The sequence below is a fragment of the Cellulosimicrobium sp. ES-005 genome, assembly GCF_040448685.1.
Lineage (GTDB): Bacteria > Actinomycetota > Actinomycetes > Actinomycetales > Cellulomonadaceae > Cellulosimicrobium > Cellulosimicrobium cellulans_G.
In genome coordinates this window covers 1,301,753-1,316,942 of the sequence record NZ_CP159290.1, presented here as the reverse complement: position 1 = coordinate 1,316,942, position 15,190 = coordinate 1,301,753, and the positions used below count along the sequence as shown (strand labels likewise).

At 73.9% G+C, this 15,190-nt stretch carries 16 protein-coding genes; 5 read left to right on the top strand and 11 right to left on the bottom strand.

What is annotated here, in order from left to right; genetic code table 11:
* Positions 1–108: 108 nt before the first annotated feature.
* From ABRQ22_RS05560 to ABRQ22_RS05550, 3 genes are all read right to left on the bottom strand, one after another.
* Positions 109–534 (bottom strand): carboxymuconolactone decarboxylase family protein, encoded by a 426-nt coding sequence (locus ABRQ22_RS05560; RefSeq protein ID WP_253050572.1) that lies wholly within the window; start codon positions 532–534, stop codon positions 109–111.
* Positions 535–599: 65 nt separating this feature from the next.
* Positions 600–1,502 carry a GNAT family N-acetyltransferase gene (locus ABRQ22_RS05555; protein ID WP_353708844.1) on the bottom strand — a complete coding sequence of 301 codons (903 nt, stop codon included), beginning with the start codon at positions 1,500–1,502 and terminating at the stop codon, positions 600–602.
* A gap of 61 nt (positions 1,503–1,563) precedes the next feature.
* On the bottom strand, positions 1,564–2,220 hold the full coding sequence (locus tag ABRQ22_RS05550) for a GNAT family N-acetyltransferase (protein ID WP_353708843.1): 657 nt from the start codon (positions 2,218–2,220) through the stop codon (positions 1,564–1,566).
* 73 nt (positions 2,221–2,293) lie between these two features.
* On the opposite strand from ABRQ22_RS05550, the gene ABRQ22_RS05545 reads away from it, so the two are divergent.
* Positions 2,294–3,019 (top strand): VIT family protein, encoded by a 726-nt coding sequence (locus ABRQ22_RS05545; RefSeq protein WP_353708842.1) that lies wholly within the window; start codon positions 2,294–2,296, stop codon positions 3,017–3,019.
* A gap of 25 nt (positions 3,020–3,044) precedes the next feature.
* A complete protein-coding gene (gene ybaK / locus ABRQ22_RS05540) occupies positions 3,045–3,548 on the top strand; it encodes a Cys-tRNA(Pro) deacylase (RefSeq protein ID WP_353708841.1) in 504 nt (167 codons plus the stop codon).
* 122 nt (positions 3,549–3,670) lie between these two features.
* Here the strand turns inward: ybaK and ABRQ22_RS05535 are convergent, their stop codons facing one another.
* Positions 3,671–4,069 (bottom strand): YccF domain-containing protein, encoded by a 399-nt coding sequence (locus tag ABRQ22_RS05535; protein WP_047232538.1) that lies wholly within the window; start codon positions 4,067–4,069, stop codon positions 3,671–3,673.
* Between the two features lie 110 nt (positions 4,070–4,179).
* Here ABRQ22_RS05535 and ABRQ22_RS05530 point away from each other — a divergent pair, with 110 nt between their 5' ends.
* Complete coding sequence (locus tag ABRQ22_RS05530; protein ID WP_353708840.1) at positions 4,180–4,926, top strand: YggS family pyridoxal phosphate-dependent enzyme; 747 nt, start codon at positions 4,180–4,182, stop codon at positions 4,924–4,926.
* Between the two features lie 73 nt (positions 4,927–4,999).
* On the opposite strand, the gene ABRQ22_RS05525 is transcribed toward ABRQ22_RS05530, so the two are convergent.
* Complete coding sequence (locus ABRQ22_RS05525; protein WP_353708839.1) at positions 5,000–6,049, bottom strand: biotin/lipoate A/B protein ligase family protein; 1,050 nt, start codon at positions 6,047–6,049, stop codon at positions 5,000–5,002.
* Between the two features lie 68 nt (positions 6,050–6,117).
* Complete coding sequence (gene cimA / locus ABRQ22_RS05520) at positions 6,118–7,776, bottom strand: citramalate synthase (RefSeq protein WP_353708838.1); 1,659 nt, start codon at positions 7,774–7,776, stop codon at positions 6,118–6,120.
* A 337-nt stretch (positions 7,777–8,113) separates the two neighbouring features.
* On the opposite strand from cimA, the gene ABRQ22_RS05515 reads away from it, so the two are divergent.
* The gene (locus ABRQ22_RS05515) at positions 8,114–8,707 is read left to right on the top strand and encodes a hypothetical protein (protein WP_253050588.1); all 594 of its coding nucleotides are present in this window, start codon (positions 8,114–8,116) and stop codon (positions 8,705–8,707) included.
* Positions 8,708–8,818: 111 nt separating this feature from the next.
* Here the strand turns inward: ABRQ22_RS05515 and ABRQ22_RS05510 are convergent, their stop codons facing one another.
* Positions 8,819–9,952, bottom strand: coding sequence for a branched-chain amino acid aminotransferase (locus tag ABRQ22_RS05510; RefSeq protein WP_253050590.1), 1,134 nt, complete (start codon positions 9,950–9,952; stop codon positions 8,819–8,821).
* 207 nt (positions 9,953–10,159) lie between these two features.
* Positions 10,160–11,203: a 3-isopropylmalate dehydrogenase gene (locus ABRQ22_RS05505; protein WP_353708837.1), complete on the bottom strand. Its 1,044-nt coding sequence runs from the start codon at positions 11,201–11,203 to the stop codon at positions 10,160–10,162.
* A gap of 131 nt (positions 11,204–11,334) precedes the next feature.
* Between ABRQ22_RS05505 and ABRQ22_RS05500 the strand changes: the two genes are divergently transcribed.
* The gene (locus tag ABRQ22_RS05500) at positions 11,335–12,552 is read left to right on the top strand and encodes an ROK family transcriptional regulator (protein WP_353708836.1); all 1,218 of its coding nucleotides are present in this window, start codon (positions 11,335–11,337) and stop codon (positions 12,550–12,552) included.
* Positions 12,553–12,620: 68 nt separating this feature from the next.
* Here ABRQ22_RS05500 and ABRQ22_RS05495 read toward each other — a convergent pair whose 3' ends face one another.
* The 3 genes from ABRQ22_RS05495 to ilvC form a co-directional block, all read right to left on the bottom strand.
* On the bottom strand, positions 12,621–13,160 hold the full coding sequence (locus tag ABRQ22_RS05495; protein WP_253050596.1) for an ASCH domain-containing protein: 540 nt from the start codon (positions 13,158–13,160) through the stop codon (positions 12,621–12,623).
* 4 nt (positions 13,161–13,164) lie between these two features.
* Positions 13,165–13,908, bottom strand: coding sequence for an isochorismatase family cysteine hydrolase (locus ABRQ22_RS05490; protein WP_353708835.1), 744 nt, complete (start codon positions 13,906–13,908; stop codon positions 13,165–13,167).
* A gap of 161 nt (positions 13,909–14,069) precedes the next feature.
* Positions 14,070–15,095, bottom strand: a complete 1,026-nt coding sequence (gene ilvC / locus ABRQ22_RS05485; RefSeq protein WP_253050600.1) for a ketol-acid reductoisomerase — start codon at positions 15,093–15,095, stop codon at positions 14,070–14,072.
* Positions 15,096–15,190: the final 95 nt, after the last annotated feature.

The following is a 15,190-nucleotide window of genomic DNA, read 5'->3' as shown; positions in this document are numbered from 1 at the left end:
AGCGCCGCGGCCGGGCGGCACGGGGTCGGGTACCACCACCAGCCGGGCGTCGCGGGCCGGGTGCACCGGCCGCGCGCCGCGGGTCGGGGCGCCGCCGGGCCCGGCCGCTCAGTCGACGGGGAGCAGCCCGCGCTCGGCGAAGACCTGCTTGGCCACGGCCGTCGCGTTGAGCGCCCGCGGGAACCCGCAGTAGACGGCGGCCTGCAGGAGCGCCTCGACGATCTCCTGCGGCGTCAGCCCGACGTCGAGCGCGGTGCGGACGTGGATCTCGAGCTGCGGCTCGCAGCCACCGAGGGCGCTGAGCATCCCGAGGGTGACGAGCTGCCGGTCGCGCGGCTCCAGGTGCGGCCGCGCGTAGATCTCGCCGTACGCCCAGGCCGAGATCTGGTGCTCGAGCTCGGGCGAGACGCCCGCGAGCGCCTCGGCGATCGCGGCGGGCGCCGTCTCGTTGACGGCTCCGAACACCGCCTGCCCGTGCTCGTAGCGCTCCGCGCGCGTGGTCGGTCGGTCGGTCGTGGAGTTCCCCTGCGTCACGCCGAGCAGCGTAGGGGACGGGACGTGACCTGCGCCGACGGTCTCACCCCCGGCGAGCGGTGCGGTCAGACGGCCTCGCGCCGCCGGTCGAACCGCTCCGGCAGGTGGACGAACCCCGCGGCGACGTACGTGGCGACGCCCCCGACGTTGGACGCCGGCGTCGCGACGAGCGCGCTCGACGCGCCCAGCGCGCGGAGCGCCGCCAGGCCGGCGAGGGTGACTGCCCGGCCCAGGCCCCGACGACGATGATCGGCGTGCACGCCCATCGGCTCGATCAGCCCGGGACGCCCCGGGCCGGCGGACCACACCGCGATCACCGCTGCCGCGGGCTCGTGACCGGCGCGGGCCGGGTCGTCGGGGACCGCCGCGCCGTCGTGCACGAGGAGACACCGCGCGTCGGCGTACGGGAGCCCGGTCGCCAGGGCGTGCCAGCGCTCCGGCGCGGCCCGCGTCCCGCCGAACGACGAGCGCAGCGCCTCGGCCCACGCGGCGGCCTCCGACGGCCCGACCTCGCGCGCCCGGACCCCCGAGTCCTCCACCGGCGTGGCCAGGTCGCGGCGCAGGAGCGCCCACCGCTCGTCGACGCGCCAGCCCGCCGCGGCCAGGTGCTCGTCCACGAGGGCACCTACCGGTGCCTCGACCGACGCTCCGCCCGGCCCCAGCACGCCCCGCTCGGGTCGGGCGGCGTCGTCGGCGAGGCGGCGCGCGAGCTCGTCGTCGCGCTGCAGGTCCGGCGCGATCCCCAGGCGGAGCAGGTCGAGGCCGTCGAGCAGCCCGACGGCGACCACCCGTCCCTCGCGGCGCCACGTCCGCAGCGCGGCGGCGGTCGCCGGAGCGCCGAACCGCCAGTACCAGCCCACGTCGCCGGGATGGAGCTGCAGCGGCGCGGCGTCGTCCTGCCACGAGCGGAGCACGTCGACGACCTCGCCCAGCTCGTCGACCCCGGGGGTGCGCGTCTCGATCGTCACAGGTCGATCAGACACCACGACGCGGGCGCCGGTCGCACCCTTTTCGCCGGGCCGCGCCGCCTCACCCGTCCGCGGGACGCAGGTCGAGGCGCATGACCCGGCGTCGCGTCGTCGGGCGCGCCACCTCCACCAGACCCGCCGCACGGAACGCCTGGACGCTGCCGACCGAGTTCTCCCCCCAGGTGATCGGTGCGCCGGCCGGGTCGAGGATCGGGTACCCCTCGACCGCCGTCGCGCCGTGCTCGCGCGCGTACCCGACGGCGGCCCGCGCGAGGTCGTACGTCAGCCCCAGCCCGCGGAAGCCCGCGCGCACCACGAAGCACGCGACGGCCCACACGCCCGCGTCGTCCTTGTCCTGCGCGTCGCCCGCCGCACGCCCCGACCACGGGACCGGGCTCCCCCGCAGGCGCCGGTAGGTCGGGCGCGGTCCGACCGCGACCCAGCCCGCGGGCTCGCCGTCGAGGAACGCGACGAGGCCGCTCGTGGTCGGCGCTCCCGGGTCGTCGCAGCTCGTCTGCTCGTGCAGGAGCCGGGCCCGCTCCTCGGGCGGCGTCCGGTACCAGACGCGGTCGCCGAGCACCTGGCGCTGGCACCAGCACGTCGCGGGATAGCCGCGCTCGCCGAACACGGTCGCGAGCTCGTCCCACGTCACCGTGCTGGCCGGGCGCACGACGACGGCCCCGGTCGCCCCGGGGCGCGTCGTGCCGCGCGTCGCCACGTCCCGACGCTACGCCGACGCCGCGCTCCCCGCTCCCGGTCGCGGCGCGCGCGCAGGCCCCTACGGTGAACCCATGAGCGACGCACCGCGCACGGGCGTGCACCCCGGCGAGCCCCACCACCCGGAGAGCACCGGGTCACGCCTCAACCGGCTGCGCGCCGGGGTCCTGGGCGCGAACGACGGCATCGTGTCGACGGCGGGCGTCGTCGTCGGCGTCGCGGCGACGAGCACGTCGATCCCCGTCATCGCGACGGCGGGCGGGGCGGCGCTCCTCGCGGGAGCGCTGTCCATGGCGGCGGGCGAGTACGTCTCCGTGAGCACGCAGCGCGACACCGAGAAGGCCCTGCTCGCGACCGAGCGCCGCGAGCTCGCCGAGATGCCGGACGCCGAGCTCGCGGAGCTCGCGGGGATCTACGAGGCGAAAGGGCTCACACCCGACCTCGCGCGCCAGGTCGCGGTCCAGCTCACCGAGCGCGACCCGCTCGCCGCGCACGCCGACGCCGAGCTGCACATCGACCCCGACGAGCTCACCAGCCCGTGGGAGGCCGCGGTCGCGTCCATCGTGTCGTTCACGGTGGGCGGCCTGCTGCCGCTCGCGGCGATCCTCCTCGCCCCGGCGACCATCCGCATCCCGCTCACGTTCGTCGCCGTCGTGCTCGCGCTCGTGCTCACGGGCTGGGGCTCCGCGCGCCTCGGGAACGCGCCGACCCGGCGCGCGACGGTCCGGACCGTCGTCGGCGGCGCGGTCGCGATGGGCGTGACCTACGCGATCGGGTCGCTGCTCGACGTCAACGTGTAGCGCGGCGCTGCGGCAGAATCGGCCCGTGGCCAAGAAGTCGAAGTCGTCCGCGCACGCCGGCACGCCCGCGGTCGCGCTCCTCGAGCGCGAGGGCGTCGCCCACACGCTGCACCCGTACGAGCACGACCCGTCGAGCGACCTGTCCTACGGGCTCGAGGCGGCCTCGGCGATCGGGGTGCCCGCGGAGCAGGTGTTCAAGACCCTGCTCGCGGTCGTCGACGGCGCCGCGCTCGTCGTGGGGATCGTGCCCGTCGACCGTCAGCTCGACCTCAAGGCCCTCGCCAAGGCGGCGGGCGGCAAGAAGGCGAGCATGGCCGAGCCCGCCGCGGCCGAGCGCGCGACGGGCTACGTCGTCGGCGGCATCTCGCCCCTGGGCCAGAAGCAGCGCCACCGCACGTTCCTCGACGACACCGCGCTCGCGTTCGACGCCGTCTACGTCTCGGGTGGCCGCCGCGGTCTCGACGTCGGCCTCGCGCCGTCGGACCTCCTGCGCCTCACGGCGGGCACCACGGCCCCGATCGCGAGGTAGAGCCCCCGTCGGCCGAGGTAGAGGCCTGGTCTGCCGAGGTAGAGGCCTGGTCTGCCGAGGTAGAGGCCTGGTCATGACCAGGCCTCTACCTCGCGGTACCGGGGGCTCTACCTCGCGGTCCGTCAGCGCTGGTAGGCGGTGTACGGGGCGTCGGTCGGGACGATGTCCTTGCCGAGCGGCAGGAGCGAGACGGGGATCATCTTGAGGTTCGCGATCCCGAGCGGGATGCCGATGATCGACACGAACAGCGGGATCGCGGTGACGACGTGACCGATCGCGAGCCAGATCCCGGCCACGACCACCCAGATGACGTTGCCGATCGTCGACCACGCGCCCGCGGTCGGCTTGTCCACGACCGTGCGGCCGAACGGCCACAGCGCGTACCCGGCGATGCGGAACGACGCGATGCCGAACGGGATCGTCACGATGAGGATGCAGCAGATGATGCCGGCCAGGACGTAGCCCAGGGCGAGCCACAGCCCGGCGAACACGAGCCAGATGATGTTGAGCAGTGTCTTCACGGCACCGTCCTTTCGCGCACCATTCTCGCCGATCAGGGCGCCGGTGCGGATCCGGGACCACCCTGAGACGACCCGGGTCTCGGGCGACCCGCCCGGCCTAGACTGACCGCATGCCCCTCCCCGACCCGTCGTCCGTGCTGCCCGCGCAGATCGCGCAGAACCTCGCCCGGGTGCGGAGCAGGGTCGACGACGCCGCCCGCGCGGCCGGGCGTGCGCCGTCGGACGTGCGGCTGCTCGTGGCGACCAAGACGCAGCCGGCGGACGCCGTGCGCGCGGTCGTCGAGGCCGGCGCGGACCTGATCGGCGAGAACCGCGTCCAGGAGCTCGTCGCGAAGGCCCCCGACCTCGCCGACCTCGTGGCCGCGGGGCGTGTCGAGGTCCACATGATCGGCCACCTGCAGCGCAACAAGGTCAACCAGCTGCTCGCGACCGCCACGGGCGTCGAGAGCGTGGACTCCCTCGCGCTCGCCGAGGCGCTCGCGGCGCGCTGTGCGCGCGACGGCCGCGTGCTCGACGTCCTGGTCCAGGTCAACGTCTCCGGCGAGGAGTCCAAGTCGGGCGTCCGGCCCGACGACGCCCCCGCCCTCGCGACCGCCGTCGCGGCGCTCGACGGGCTGCGCCTGCGAGGCTTCATGACGATCGGCGCGAAGGCCCCGGACGAGACGCTGGTGCGCGCGGGTTTCGCGCGCCTGCGCGAGGTGCGCGACGCCGTCGCGCGCTCGGGCGCCCCGGGCACCGCGGAGGCGCGCGAACTCTCGATGGGCATGAGCGGCGACCTCGAGCTCGCCGTCGCGGAAGGCGCGACGATCGTCCGCGTCGGCACCGCCGTCTTCGGCCCGCGACCCACGCCGAGATAGAGCTCGCGGTCGCGACGTAGAAGCCCGGGAGCTCTACCTCGCGACCGGCAGCTCTACCTCGCGGGTGACGGCGTCACGGGACGCGCGCGGTCCACTCCGGCGTCGAGAACTTCGTCCGCACGAGCTCCTGGGCGCGCTCGCGCTCCTCGGGCGTGACCTTGCCCTCGACCGTCCGGTAGCGCGACCGGAAGTGCCGCTTGAACGCCTCGATGACGTCCTCGCGCGCCATGCCCGTCTGCGAGCGCACCGGGTCGACGCGCTTGTTCGCGCTCGTCGTGCCCTTGTCGGAGAGCTTCTCGCGGCCGATGCGCAGCACCTCGGTCATCTTGTCGGCGTCGATGTCGTACGCCATCGTCACGTGGTGGAGCACCGCTCCCCCGCGCAGGCGCTTCTGCGCCGCGCCCGCGATCTTGCCTGCGGGCGAGGCGATGTCGTTGAGCGGCTTGTACGTCGCCTCGACACCGACGTCCGCGAGCGCGCCGAGCACCCAGTCGTCGAGGAACGCGTAGGAGCGCTCGAAGCTCAGGCCCTCGACGAGCGACCCGGGCACGTAGAGCGAGTAGGTGATGGTGTTCCCCGGCTCGACGAACATCGCGCCCCCGCCGGAGATGCGGCGCACGACCGTCACGCCGTGGCGCTCGGCGCCCTCCGGGTCCACCTCGTTGCGCAGCGACTGGAACGACCCGATGATCACCGCGGGCGACGCCCACTCCCAGATCCGCAGCGTCGGGCCGCGGCGGCCGGCGTCGAGCTCCTCGGTGAGCACCTGGTCGAGCGCGAGGTGCATCGCCGGCTCCTCCGGGCCCTCGTGCACGATCTCGAAGGTGTGGTCGCCCCAGCCCGTCGCGTGCCCGAGGGCTCGCCGGACGGCGATGGCGACCGCCTCCGGCGAGAAGCCGATCATCGTGACGTCCTCGCCGAGAGCGCCCTGGACGGCGCTCGCGAGCTGCGCGACCGTCGCCGTCTCCGGCATGCCCGTGAGCGCGCCGTCGATGTCCTCGAGCGCGTCGTCCGGCTCGAGGAAGAAGTCGCCGCTCACCGCGACGCGGGCGAGCCGCCCGGCCTCCACCTCGACGTCGACCGCCACGAGCTTGCCACCGGGAACCTTGTACTCACCACGCACCCGTCCACCCTAAGCCCGCGGGGCCCCGGCTCGACGGGAGACGTCGGTCACGGGGGTCCGGTGACGGCTCAGCGCGGGTCGACGCCCGCGTGGACCAGCCCGTAGATCGCGGAGTCGGTCAGCGCCTCCCAGGCGGCCTCGATGAGGTTCGGCCCGACGCCGACCGTCGACCACGAGGTCGAGCCGTCGGTCGTCTCGATGAGGACGCGCGTGATCGCGTCGGTCCCCTGCTCGGTGTCGAGGATGCGGACCTTGAAGTCGATGAGCTCGAACACGTCGATCTCGGGGTAGACGCGGCCGAGCGCGAGCCGGAGCGCGTGGTCGAGCGCGTTGACGGGCCCGTTCCCCTCGCCGGTCGTGACGATGCGCTCGCCCCCGGCGTGGAGCTTGACGGTCGCCTCCGCCGTGGCCTCGGTGCCGCGCGACCCGGCCCGCTCGACGATCGTGCGCCAGCTCTCGACGCGGAAGTACGGGGGGCGCTCGCCCGTGATCTCCTCGCGGAGCAGCAGCTCGAACGACGCGTCCGCGGCCTCGTAGGTGTAGCCGTTCGCCTCGTCGTCCTTCACGCGGTTGGTCACGCGCGTGAGGAGCTCGCCCTGGCCCGACAGGTCGAAGCCGAGCTCGCGGCCCTTGAGCTCGATCGACGCGCGACCGGCCATGTCGGAGACGAGCATGCGGATGTCGTTGCCGACCGCCGTCGGGTCGATGTGCTGGTAGAGGTCCGGGTCGACCTTGATCGCGCTCGCGTGCAGCCCCGCCTTGTGCGCGAACGCGCTCGCGCCGACGTACGGCTGGCGCGCGTACGGGGAGATGTTGGTGATCTCGCTGATCGCGTGCGAGATGCGCGTGGACTCCTCGAGCCCCTCTCCGGTCAGGGTCCGCAGCCCGTGCTTGAGCTCGAGGTTCGCGACGACCGTCAGCAGGTCGACGTTGCCCGTGCGCTCCCCGTACCCGTTGACCGTCCCCTGGACGTGGGCCGCGCCAGCCTCGACGGCCGCGAGCGTGTTCGCGACGGCGCACCCCGAGTCGTTGTGCGCGTGCATGCCGAGCAGCGCGTCGCCCGGGAGCGCGTCGCGCCCGTGCGGGAGCCCGACGGCGTCGCGCAGCTCCTCGACGATCTCGACGACCCAGGTCGGCAGCATCCCGCCGTTGGTGTCGCACAGGGCGACGACCTCGGCCCCGGCCTCGAACGCGGCCTGCACGGCGGAGCGCGTGAACGCCGGGTCGTGCCGGTAGCCGTCGAAGAAGTGCTCCGCGTCGACGACGACCCGCCGGCCCTCGCCCACGAGGAACGACACCGTGTCGGTGATCATGGCGAGCCCCTCCTCGGGCGTCGTGCGCAGCGCACGCTCGACGTGCCGCACGTCCGACTTGGCGACGAGCGTCACGACGGGCGCCTCGGAGTCGACGAGCGCCCGGACCTGCGGGTCGTCCCACGCGCGCAGCCCGGCCTTGCGGGTCGAGCCGAACGCCGCGAGCACGGCGTGGCGCAGGTCGAGCTCCTTGGCCGCGCGGCGGAAGAACTCCGTGTCCTTGGGCACCGCGCCCGGCCAGCCGCCCTCGATGAACCCGACGCCGAGCTCGTCGAGCAGCGGGGCGATGGCGAGCTTGTCGGCGACGGAGAGGTTCATGCCCTCCTGCTGCGCGCCGTCGCGCAGGGTCGTGTCGTAGACGTGGAAGACCCGGGCCTCGCGGGGGCCGGTCACGGGGGTCGTCGCCGAGGTCATGGTGCCTCTTCCTGCCGTTCGTCGTGTCGCGGACGCCGCAGCGCCCGCCCCTCTGGTCCGTCTCCCAGGACGCCGGGCGGGGCCCTCGTGAGGCGGGAGGCCCGGCATCCGTGCCGCCGGGCGGGGGTGGTGCCCAGCAACAAAAAAACCCCCCGAGGGTGCGGGAGGTCTGCGCGTCCGGTGAGTGCTACCGGGCGCGCTACTCGATAATGAGCTGGGAGACGAGGTGTGTCACAGGGCACATGGTGCCACAGGTTCGGCGAGGATGGACACGAGCGTCCATCCACCGAGCCGCCCACCGCCCTCTGGCGCGGCGGCGACCGACCGAGGAGTGACGATGAGCGACCCGACGCCGGGCGGCTACGACCCGCAGAACCCCCCGACGCGCCGGTACGGGCAGCCACCCGTGCCGCAGCACGCCCAGCCCCCCGCGATCCCCCCGACGGACCCGCAGGCCGGCTTCCCCGAGCAGAGGCCGCCCGTCAATCCCGCGGACCCGCGCCTCGCGGTCGAGGCGGGCCGGTTCTGGGCGGGCGCCGCGGCGACGGCGCTCGTCGCCGCGCTCATCGGGCTGCTCGGCGTGATCATCTTCGAGCGCATCTTCGCGATCACGCTCGTGCCGCCGCCCGACCTGTTCGGCACGGGGTCGCGCCAGGCCGCGTGGGCGATCGACGGGGCGATCCTCGCCGTCCTCGCGGCGGGCGTCCTGCACCTGCTCATCCTCAGCACGCCGCGCCCGCGCGCGTTCTTCGGCTGGATCATGGCGCTCGTCATCGTCGTGATCGCGGTGCTCCCGTTCGCCTGGTCGAGCGACGTCACGGCGGCGGCCCTGTCCGGGCTCATCAACCTGCTGATCGGCATCGCGGTCTGGTCGCTGCTCGCGGGAGTCGCCGGGCGCACCATCGTCGTGCGGCCGGCGACCGCCGTCTGATTCACCGGTCGTCGCGCGTCCCACGCGCCGACCGACACGCACGACGACGGGGTGCCCCTCTCGCGGGAGGGGCACCCCGTCGTCGTGCCGGGTGCGGACGGGCCGCCGGCCTCAGGCGAGGCGGCGCAGCCAGCCGTGGCGGTCGGCCGCGCGCCCGGTCTGGATGTCGGTGAGCTCGGCGCGGATCGCCATGGTGAGCGACCCCGCCTCGCCGCCGCCGATGGTGTGGTCGAAGTCGGACCCCGCGAGGCGCCCGATGGGGGTGATGACGGCGGCCGTGCCGCACGCGAACACCTCGGTCACGGAGCCGTCCTGAATCCCGGCGAGGACGTCGGTGAGCGGGATGCGGCGCTCGACCACGTCGTGCCCGCGGTCGGTGAGGAGGCGGATGATCGACGAGCGCGTCACGCCCTCGAGGATCGAGCCGCTGAGCTCGGGGGTCTCGACCGAGCCGTCCGCCTTGACGACGAACACGTTCATGCCGCCGAGCTCCTCGAGGAACGTCCGCGTGCCGGAGTCGAGGAAGCACACCTGCTCGCACCCGTGCTGCTGCGCGACCACCTGCGGGAGCAGGCTGGAGGCGTAGTTGCCGCCGCACTTCGCGTCACCGGTGCCCCCGGCGCCCGCGCGGCTGTACTCGCGGTCGACCCAGATGGACACGGGCTTCACGCCGCCCGAGAAGTAGGGCCCCACCGGGGAGGCGATCACCAGGTACTCGGCCTCGAGCGACGGACGCACGCCGAGGAACGCCTCCGACGCGTACATGAACGGGCGCAGGTAGAGGCTCGCCTCGTCGCCGCTGGGCACCCAGTCGACGTCCGTGCGCACGAGCGCCGTGATCGACCCGACGAAGTCGTCGACGGACAGGGCCGGGAGCGCGAGGCGGTGGGCCGAGCGGGCGAAGCGCGCCGCGTTCGCCTCGGGGCGGAACGTCCACACGGACCCGTCGGCGTGGCGGTACGCCTTCATGCCCTCGAAGATCTCCTGCGCGTAGTGCAGGACGGCGGTCGCCGGGTCCAGCAGGAGGGGGCCGTACTTCTCGATGCGGCGGTCGACCCACCCGTCCGTCGAGTTCCAGCTGATCCGCGCCATGTGGTCCGTGAAGACCGTGCCGAACTTCGGGGCCGCGATCGCGGCCTCGCGCTCGGCGGGCGGCGTCGGGGCGTCCGTCGGGCGGACGTCGAACAGGGCGATGAGGTCTTCCTCCGAGGAGGACGGCTGGTGCTGCGCTGCGAGGGTGCTCATCATGAGGCCTTTCACCTGGCGACCCGGGTGGTCTCCGCCTAGTTTTCCACGACCGCACGGCTCGTGCGGCGATCCGCGCGAGGGTACGACGACGGCAGGCGTCACCGGGTCAGAACGGGAGGGATCCGGTCCTGGGGCGATGACGACCGAGGTGCGGGGACTGCGGGCGAACCGGTGCCCGGGTCCGTGCGGGACCCGGGCGGCGTGTCAGCCGGCGACGCGAGCGGCGAGCTCGCGGCCCACCTCGGCCGTCGAGCGTACTCGGCTCCCCCGCTCGGCGAGGTCGGCCGCGACGGCCGCCTCGACGCGCTTCGCCTCGTCGCCGAGGCCCAGGTGGTCGAGGAGCAGCGCGACCGACAGCACCGTGGCGGTCGGGTCGGCCTTGCCCTGCCCGGCGATGTCCGGCGCCGAGCCGTGCACGGGCTCGAACATCGACGGCGCCGTGCGGTCGGGGTTGATGTTCGCGGACGCGGCGAGGCCGATCCCGCCCGTGATCGCGGCGGCCTGGTCCGTGAGGATGTCCCCGAACAGGTTGTCCGTGACGATGACGTCGAACCGCGACGGCTTCGTCGTGAGGAAGATGGTCGCCGCGTCGACGTGCAGGTAGTCCGTCGTGACGTCGGGGAACTCGGCGTTGACGGCCTCGACCGTCCGGCGCCACAGGTGGCCCGCGTGCACGAGGACGTTGTGCTTGTGCACGAGCGTGAGGTGCTTGCGCGGGCGCGCCTGGGCACGGGCGAACGCGTCGCGCACGACGCGCTCGACGCCGAACGCCGTGTTGAGGGAGACCTCGGTCGCGATCTCGTGGGGCGTGCCGGTGCGCAGCGAGCCGCCGTTGCCGACGTACGGGCCCTCGGTGCCCTCGCGCACCACGACGAAGTCGATCTCGCCCGGGTCGGCGAGGGGCGAGGTGACGCCCGGGTACAGCTTGCCCGGGCGCAGGTTCACGTAGTGGTCGAGCGCGAAGCGGAGCTTGAGCAGCAGGCCGCGCTCGAGCACGCCCGACGGGACGCTGGGGTCGCCGATCGCGCCCAGGAGGATCGCGTCGTGGCCGCGGATCGCGTCGAGGTCCGCGTCGGTGAGCGTCTCCCCCGTCGCGTGCCAGCGGCGCGCACCCAGGTCGAACGGCGTCGTGGAGACCTTCACGTCCGAGCCGGACACGGCGGCCTCGAGCACGGCGAGGCCCTGCTCGACGACCTCGGTACCGATGCCGTCCCCGGCCACGACTGCCAGATCAATGGTGCGCGTCATGCCGTGAGCCTACGCCGCCGCGCCACCCCTCGGGACGACGGTCTCACGTCTCGGACTGCGCTCGAGTTGCGCGACGGGGCGAGACAGGGCACTATTAGGAAACTTTCCTAAAGCCCGCCCGAAGGAACGCCATGACCGCGCCCACCTCGTCGAGGATCCCCGGCACGCCGGGGCTGCTCCGCACGATCAACGATCGCGCGGCGCTCGAGCTCCTGCTCGACGCCGGGCCGCTCACCCGGTCCCAGATCGGCGACAGCACGGGAGTGTCCCGACCGACGGCCTCGCAGATCGTCGCACGGCTCGAACAGTCCGGACTCATCGAGCCCGCCGGCTCCGTGCAGGGGGCGCGCGGGCCCCAGGCGACACAGTACGCCGCACGCACCGACGTCCTCGTCGGGCTCGCGCTCGACGTCGTGCCCGACGGCGTGCGGGCGAGCGTCGTCGACGCGCTCGGCCGGACGCTCGGCGAGACGACCGTCGCCGCGGGCCCGGACCGCGCCGCCGCGACCGACGTCCGCACGGCGCGCGACGAGGCCTGCGCGGACGCGGGCATCCCGGTCGCGCGCGTGGCGACCGCGGTCGTCGGCGTCCAGGCCGCGGTCGCCCCGCGCACGGGCGACATCGCCCTCGTCGGCGAGCTGCCCGGCTGGCCGCGCGAAGGGCTCCGGGGGCATCTCGAGGGCGCCCTCGGCATCGACGTGCGCGTCGAGAACGACGTGAACCTCGCCGCGATCGCCGAGCGCGACGCGGGTCGCGACGAGCAGAGCTTCGCCCTGCTGTGGCTCGGCGAGGGCATCGGCATGGGGGCGTGGCTCGAGGGCCGCGTCCACCACGGCACCACGGGCGGCGCCGGCGAGATCGGCTACCTCCCCGTCCCCGCCGCCGGGATCGACGACTCCGTCAACGTGCAGGACCTCGTCGGGGGCCTGCGGCTCGTCGAGCTCTGCGCCCGGGCGGGCGTCCCCGGGGTCACGGAGTCCACCCCCTACGCCGCGGCCGTCGCCGCGATCCGCGAGCACGGCGACACGGCCGCCGTCCGCGCGCTCGTGCAGGATCTCGCCCGTCGTGTCGCGATCGTGCTCCAGCCCGTCGTGGCGATCCTCGAGCCCGACGCCGTCGTGCTCGGCGGCCCGACGGGGGTCGCGTGCGGCGCGGGGCTCGCCGAGGCCACCGCCACCGCTCTCCGCGGCACCGACCAGCGGACGGGAGCGGTCGTCGCGACCGCCGTGCCCGAGCTCGCGGTCCTGCGCGGGGCGCGCTCCGTCGTCGCGCAGGACGTGCGCACGCTCCTGCTCGCCGCAGCGGGCCGACCGGACCACCCGGTCGGCCCGTCATCGATCCCGGGGTAGTCCTCTTCACCTGCCCCGCGAGCGGTGGCCGGCCGACCGTGGCACGGCCGGCCACCGCTCATCCCGCCTCAGCGCGGGTAGCGCAGCTCGAACCGCTCGCACACGAGCGGCATGTCGGGAGCGAACTCTCGCTCCAGCACGCGCCGGAAGTACGTCTCGTGACCGTCGCGCCACGACTCGAGCGAGCCGTCGTCCTCCCCCTCCGCCAGGGCGAAGTCCGCGTCGACGTCCTCGAACGCGACGATCTCGACCGACGTCGTCCGGACGAGCGCCCGCGGGTGCCCGGCACCGTCGAGCAGGATCGACAGCTCGCCGACGCGCGGGACGGGCTCCCCCGAGTCCTCGTACTCCCACAGCGCGGACGACGTCGCGGTCTTCTCCCCGCTCAGCACCGCCGCGAGCAGGTCGTCGGCCAGCGCGGGGTTGTCGCCGAACGACCACGCGGGCGGCGGCACCGTCTCGGAGACCGTGGTGCCGGTGACCACGCCCACCCGCGCCATCCCGGCGCTCGGCCGCGCCAGCTCCCAGAACGCGAGGATCTCCGCCGCCCTCTCGTCCACCACCACGTCGTCCGTCACCGGTTCCCCCTCGTCCGCCTGTCGGGTCATGCCCCTATCGTGGCGTACCGAGGGTCGATGTGCCCGATCTCTCGCGGTTCGTCCCGCTCGTGTCGCGCTGACCGACGGCCCCGGCCACCGCCGCGACGACGGCCGACGAGGGACGCAGCACGACACCCAGTCCCGCGACCTGGGCGAGGCCCTCCTCGGTCGTGCCGGAGACGGCGTCGGGCACGACGACGGCCCGCAGATCCCGCTCGCTCGCGTCGGTGAGCGTCGCGCGCGGACAGTTCGGGAAGTTGCAGCCCGCCACGACGACGGTGTCGACGCCGCGCTCACGCAGGAGATCCTCGAGCGGGGTGCGGTGGAACGCGCTCCACCGAGGCTTCCACACGACGATCTCGCCAGGTCCGAGGTCCTGTGGGCGCCCGGCGAGCAGCACGTCGGGATCGAGCGGGGGCGCGCCCGCCGGCACGAGCTCGGGAAGGATCGCGGAACCCGGCGTGCCCGGACGCACCACGGCGGCGCCGTCGCCGATCGCCCGGCGCCGTACCAGGTCCACGTCGTCCCCGTCGTACAGGCGCACGACGTGGACAACAGGCAGGCCCGCCCGCCGGTACGCCTCGACGAGCGAGGTGAGCGCGGGCACGACCGCCCGCGTTCCCGCGACGGGCGTGCTCCCGCCCTCGGCGAAGTCGACTTGCGTGTCGATCACCAGCAGCGCCGACGTCTCCCAGTGCGGAGCCAGGAACGGATCCAGCAGCTCGTCGTGCGCGGCCGGCGGTGTCGTCGTCGTCACAGTGCCTCCTTGGTCGGCACGGTCGCGTGCCTGGTTGCCGCGGCGATGGGGCGGGACGATCCGGGTCGCGCCGCGCGAGCGCGGGGTGACCCGAGAGCCCGAGGCGGAGCCGACGTCGCGCACGACGCCGGCTCCGCCTCGGGCAGGCAGGACGGCCTGCGTCAGCGTGCGGCGCTGCCCTCGGTGTAGTCGGCGTCCTGCTGCTTCCACGCGAACAGCGAGCGCAGCTCCTTGCCGACCTTCTCGATCGGGTGCTGCGCGGCCTTCTCGCGCAGCGCCGTGAACTCCGGCGCGCCGGCGTCCTGGTCGTCGATGAAGCGCTTGGCGAACGCGCCGGACTGGATGTCCGCGAGGACGCCCTGCATGTTCTCCTTGACGTGCGGGTCGATGACGCGCGGGCCGGAGACGTAGTCGCCGTACTCGGCGGTGTCGGAGACGGACCAGCGCTGCTTGGCGATGCCGCCCTCCCACATGAGGTCCACGATGAGCTTGAGCTCGTGCAGCACCTCGAAGTAGGCGATCTCCGGCTGGTAGCCGGCCTCGGTGAGCGTCTCGAACCCGTACTGGACGAGCTGCGACACGCCACCGCAGAGGACGGCCTGCTCGCCGAACAGGTCGGTCTCGGTCTCCTCGGTGAACGTCGTCTTGATGACGCCGGCGCGCGTGCCGCCGATCGCCTTCGCGTACGACAGCGCGACGTCCCACGCCTGGCCCGACGCGTCCTTCTCGACGGCGATGATGTCCGGGATGCCGCGGCCCGCGACGAACTCGCGGCGCACGGTGTGGCCCGGGGCCTTGGGCGCGACGAGGATGACGTCGACGCCGTCGGGGGCCTCGATGTAGCCGAACCGGATGTTGAAGCCGTGCGCGAAGGCGAGCGTCTTGCCGGCGGCGAGGTTCGGCTTGATCTCGTCGTTGTAGATCGAGCGCTGGTGCTGGTCCGGCGCGAGGATCATGATCAGGTCGGCCCACGCCGCGGCGTCGGCGACGGACTTCACCTCGAAGCCCTCGTCCTGGGCCTTGGCGGTCGACTTCGAGCCCTCGCGGAGGGCGACGACGACCTCGACGCCGGAGTCGCGCAGGTTCTGGGCGTGCGCGTGGCCCTGGCTCCCGTAGCCGACGATCGCGACCTTCTTGGCCTGGATGATGGACAGGTCGGCGTCGTCGTCGTAGAACAGCTCAGCCACGATGGATCTCCTCGGTTCTTCGTTGCGGTGCAGGGGTCTGTTGCGATGTCTCGCGGTGGAACGACGATCGGTGCGCACCGACGCCCGTGCGGGTC